Raw genomic sequence first — 5343 nt, forward strand, 5'->3', positions numbered from 1 at the left:
GTATTTTTCTTATGTAAATTTTGTATATCAGATGTTAATGTTAATGGTAATATAACCTGACATTTTTGTTGATGAATATCAACTATTTTATTTGGTTCTTTGTTTTGGGTAAATTTATTGAAAACAACTACAAATAGTGATGTCGGTAGTAAAAATAAGAAAATAATTCTCCTTATCAAAACCGATGTATTCATCTTACGGATTATTTTGCGAGTTTTATTATTATTATTCATCTGCCCACCTTTTTGTAATCAAAAATTTTCCAAATTCCGTTTTCTTTTTCAAAAATGTAAATGAAATTACTGGTAGAAGAACCTGAACTCCCTCTGTCAATTCCATTCCTTCCATATAAATACATTTCTTCAAAAACCCTAACTTTTATATAAGGTCGTCTGCCAGAATTAGAAAAATTAATAACTTGCTTCACCTCAGAAATATTGTATTTATAATAAGCATCATTTTCTTCTAACCAAGCAACTGGTCCATCCGCTTTAGTTGTAAACGTATATAGTTTTCCTGTTGCTAATTGATTAACTAAAGCAGTATCATAAGGTGGACCAAAGATTCTGGGTTTTGCTGCGTACCATTTCTGGACTAATTCTAATGCTTGTTCTTGAGAAATATCATTTTCCGGTTGAATATCATCATTTTTAGATTGATAATTATTATTTTCAGAAGTATTTTCAGGAGTATTTTCAGGAGTATTTTCAGGAGTATTTTCAGAGTTACTTTCTGCTACTGATGCAGGGGATAAATTTCTAGGTTTTCTTGTTAGTATGGTTTTAGATTTGGGAATTATAGCAACCTGATTTGTTTCCACAGGTGTGGGAATAGGAGAAGATGATAAACTAGCAGTTTGTGTATTATTCTCCAATCGCAATACTAAATCAAACGTTTTTGCCCCTTTAGGTGCAGCAACTTGAATAATATATTTACCATTTTTAGATAACTCTCCACCTTTGAGAATTTCATTATCTGGACTAAATACCCAAAGACAAACATCCGCATCAGTGCTATAACTTAATTTCTGTCCTGTTGTTGCTGTAAAGGTATAGCCAATATTTTTACTAGCACTAACTTGACCAGATTTAGTAATTGTACTTTCATTTAATGCAACTGTTTCTACATCTTTTCCACTCAAGGATACCATAGGTTTCTCAGCACAACCAGAGGAACTGATAGCATTAGAGGAAACATTGGTTAGAGGATTTTCTATGGTTTGACAACCGATAATTGATAGACAGGTAGAGTAGACAATTAACTTTTTCAACATATATCATCTCAGGTTTGCTAAACAAGAATTAATTTTCATCATGGTTCAGATTTATCATTAATTAACCATGTATTATTACTTTGATTCCATATTAAATAAATACGACTGCGAGAATCTTGAACAGTTCTCCCATCATTCATATAATACCATAACTCCGCATCTAAAGTAACATTATTACCATTATCATTGACAGTTTTAACATCACCAATCTTTATTTCTTTAACACTATCCCACCATTGTTGATATTCTGCATAAGTACCAGAATATTTATTTTTAAACTGATTTGATAGTTGATTCCGTGTTTGACTATATTCACGGTTGTTTAGAGATAAATAATGATTTCTAATAAAATCAGCCGCATCTTTTCTGGGGGAATTTTCTATATTAGTTTGACTGGTTTCTAAAGGTATTGGTTGTGCTGATGATAACGATTGGTCTGCATCGTTTTGTAATTCCAATCCTAAATCAAAGGTAGTAGAACCGCCCATAGCAGCAAGTTGAACCGTATACTTACCATCAAGAGGTAAAATAGGATTAGTAATTAATTGATTGTCTGGGGTATAAATCCAAATACAAACATCTTGATTAGTTTTATAAACCAGTTTGTCACCTGATTTAGCTGTAAAAGTATAACCAAGTGATTTATTATTAGTCACCATACCTGTTTCCTTCATAGCTTGAGAACCCAGAGAAATAGGTTTAACATTGTTGGTTTCTAAAACTGCTGTTGGTTGAGTAGGACATTGGGAAGTAATTACTTGATTTGCTGGCTGATTTTGAGAACAAGCAGTGAGAAAATAAAGACTCAAAGAAAATAAAAATATTCGCCCAGGTTTTCCAAATATCCTCATAGAATTAGTCCCTTTGTGCTTCTGCTTTTAGATATTTTCCCCAGTAGTGAAAAGGGACTATTCCAAAAATCATGACTATACATAACACTGATATTACCATGATTAGACGTACTCCCAAAGGCAGCGATCGCCCAAATACAGGCATAATATATTCTATGGTTTGCGAGTCCTTGGCTTTACCATCTTGAGAACTCACTTTCACCTGAACTTTGTGCTTAGAACCCCTTTCTGCATTAGGTTGAGTAAAGGTAATTTCATACTCTCCTAACAACGCATTCAGAAATAATTGTAAATTCTCCGCTATCCTTTCCGCATTACCAGAAAACTCCGCAATTCCCCCCGTTAATTTGGCAATTTCTGCTAGTCTTTGTTGGTCTACAAATTCTGCTTCGGGTACTTTACGTTTATTCAAATCAGCACGAGTAGCAGGTCTGCCTAATTTATATTTTACACCTAATTCCTGTGGTGTCAACCCATAACCTAAAGTATGTACTGTAATATTTTCCTTGCGCTGGAGTAACTTAGTTAAAGCTGCAAAATCAGTCGCTTCATTAAGTGCGTTGTGATATCCGTCGGACAGGAGAATTATTGATAGTCTAGGTTGTGGTTGGGAAGAATTTTCTGGTAAGTAAAACCGGGAGTCCTTAGTATTCGCTAAAAACTCGACTGCTGTGGTTAAAGGTTCATATAAATCTGTAGACGCACAGGGACTTAAACTTGATAAATAATCCAGATTATTTTGCAGTTTAAAATCATTCGCCGCTAGAAACTTATCCAGAGTTTCTTTATTTACAGGCGATTCGGGACACTTACTACCAGCTTTTCCAAAAGGAACTATAGAAATTTGGGTATTTCCACCCCGTTCACCAGAAATTTTCGTAAATTGACGAATCGCATTAATAGCACCTGCTATTTTTTTAGTTCCTCCACTATCTACTTGATTCATACTGCCACTAAAATCTAGTAAAACTATAATCCAAGCTGGAGGAGGTACAGTTTCTTCTGGACTTTTCCAATCTTTAGGTTTAAACTTAACCTCCTTTTTATCAACGGTCAATTTAAAATTAGTATCTTCTAAACCCATTACAGGTCTATCATCTCCACCTTTGACTTTAATTCTAATTGTTACTTTCTCATCTTTGAATGTGGGACTACCAATAACTTCTGTCTTTTTTACCTGGGCTAAACTGGGACAAGCTAGAGTCAGAAGCAACAATAAAGATAGACTAAGCCTGGGGGTCCAAAAAGCGGTTGTAGTAGACAAAGCGATAATATTTTTCCTCATTGATGTCATCTCCATTAATGGTGTAAAAAGTCAATACATAATTATGCTTCAAAGGGATAATCTTCCGTGATTTTATACGGACACTATTTATTTCTATGGTATGAAAGAACTGTTTATCAGGAATGAGAAGGGTTGTCCGGTTCTGTAATTGAATATCAGCAACATGGGGAGGTAGACCAGGAATAGAAATAGTATTGTCAACTCTAGAACCGATGGTAATTGTCTGATTTCCGGGTAATGAGATAGATAAACCTTCTTCTATTTCATCCTCATTCAGACTATCATGTAGTGTGACAAAGGAAAGCACCGATTTATTAATGTAGGGATAAGATTGGTTAAGGGTGGGTGAGTCTGTTAGGGAGTCTGTGGATAGTTCCGAGTCTTGAACATGATCTTTAATTTCTGGGTTAATGTCTGGTTTGATTTCTGGTTTAATTTCCCTATACTCAAAACCACTACCAGCCCGCAAAGCCGCGAGATAACTGGGAGAATTAGTGAGACTAAAAACGCCACCTAGTAATAAACCTAAAATAGAAAAACCAATAGGATCTTCTATACCTTTAAATTCTGCCGGCATTGTTCCCAACATTAAGCGAATGATTTCAAATATAATTGCTGCTGCAAAACTCGCCCCACTTGCAGCAATGATGCTGGTTTTTAATCTTTGTTGAAAGCGCTTTTTACTCCCCGCTTCCATACTATACCAGCGCCAACTTAAACCCTCTGCAATACCCACAGAACTACCAATTAATAACCATCCTAATGTTCTCACAATGGGAGTAGGTACACGAATAATTGGTAAAAACAGGATTTGGGACATAATACCAGCAATTAACCCAGAAAGTATCCCTAATCCCAAGGCTATTAATAGGGGCTTTTGTGCCGTTTGAAAACTGCGTTTTGGTCTGGTGGGGTTGCTGATAAATATTTCATTCATCACCATACCAAAAGCTAAGGAAACTGCTATACAGGGAAATAAAGTAATTTCGGGAAACTGTTTAAATAACCCCAAGTCTGTGAGAAAAAATTGACCTATATTCCAGCCTATTAAAGCTGATGTGATGCCGGCTAGTATGTAAAGGTAGATTCTCATATTTGGTGTATATTTTAATTGCTTAAATATTAATTTTTAGGGATAAGGGTGTAAATTGAGTTTTTTATTGCGACAACCAACGATTAGTTCCATCTTTGTAATTATACTAATTGCTATGGAATAATCGTTAGTTAATGATTCAAAAAGTAATTATACCGTAGGTTGGGTTGAGGAACGAAACCCAACATTATCAAGGATTTTGTTGGGTTTCGCTGTCGCTCAACCCAACCTACATTTCCTTAACTCTTATCACCTCACCTGAGTCCTTACGTTTTTGCAATTTATCATTTTTCAATGCAGTATTTATATTTTACAACAATTCAGTAATTTTTAGAAACTATTTAACCTTGAGTCAATCACGAACAAATCAGTCAATTGGACAGGGAATCAATTCCCTGTCTAATAGCTCAAGTCGGTTAAAACCGACTAATTTTTGGGATTTGCTGGCTCTATGTTACCAGGTTGTGGTTATGGGTTGGGGGATTTATTTTCCGGTGTTTTCGGGGTTGAAGGAGATTTTTTATTTGTCAATCAGACAGGGAATCAATTCCCTGTCTAATAGCTCAAGTCGGTTAAAACCGACTAATTTTTGAGATTTGCTGGCTCTATGTTACCAGGTTGTGGTTATGGGTTGGGGGATTTATTTTCCGGTGTTTTCGGGGTTGAAGGAGATTTTTTATTTTTACCCCCTCTCTTTAAATTCCCAGTCAATCAGACAGGGAATCAATTCCCTGTCTAATAGCTCAAGTCGGTTAAAACCGACTAATTTTTGAGATTTGCTGGCTCTATGTTACCAGGTTGTGGTTATGGGTTGGGGGATTTATTTTTTGGTGTTTTCGGG

Annotated in this window: 5 protein-coding genes; all 5 read right to left on the reverse strand. The window is 35.4% G+C overall.

Annotated features, from left to right (window positions below):
- A partial coding sequence (locus IQ228_RS26795) for a hypothetical protein (protein WP_228043972.1) occupies window positions 1-233 on the reverse strand: 233 nt, incomplete at its 3' end.
- Window positions 230-1273 carry an ARC6/PARC6 family protein gene (locus IQ228_RS20285; protein ID WP_228043973.1) on the reverse strand — a complete coding sequence of 348 codons (1044 nt, stop codon included), beginning with the start codon at window positions 1271-1273 and terminating at the stop codon, window positions 230-232. The genes IQ228_RS26795 and IQ228_RS20285, both read right to left, overlap by 4 nt.
- A gap of 38 nt (window positions 1274-1311) precedes the next feature.
- Window positions 1312-2124 carry a hypothetical protein gene (locus IQ228_RS20290; protein WP_193964164.1) on the reverse strand — a complete coding sequence of 271 codons (813 nt, stop codon included), beginning with the start codon at window positions 2122-2124 and terminating at the stop codon, window positions 1312-1314.
- Window positions 2125-2128: 4 nt separating this feature from the next.
- Window positions 2129-3409, reverse strand: coding sequence for a vWA domain-containing protein (locus IQ228_RS20295; RefSeq protein WP_193964165.1), 1281 nt, complete (start codon window positions 3407-3409; stop codon window positions 2129-2131).
- Entirely contained in the window at window positions 3351-4502 is a 1152-nt protein-coding gene (locus IQ228_RS20300; RefSeq protein ID WP_096667850.1) for a hypothetical protein, read from the reverse strand. The genes IQ228_RS20295 and IQ228_RS20300 overlap by 59 nt, the downstream gene beginning before the upstream one ends.
- Between the last annotated feature and the right edge of the window lie 841 nt (window positions 4503-5343).

The organism is Dolichospermum sp. LEGE 00246 (assembly GCF_015207865.1).
Lineage (GTDB): Bacteria > Cyanobacteriota > Cyanobacteriia > Cyanobacteriales > Nostocaceae > Dolichospermum > Dolichospermum heterosporum.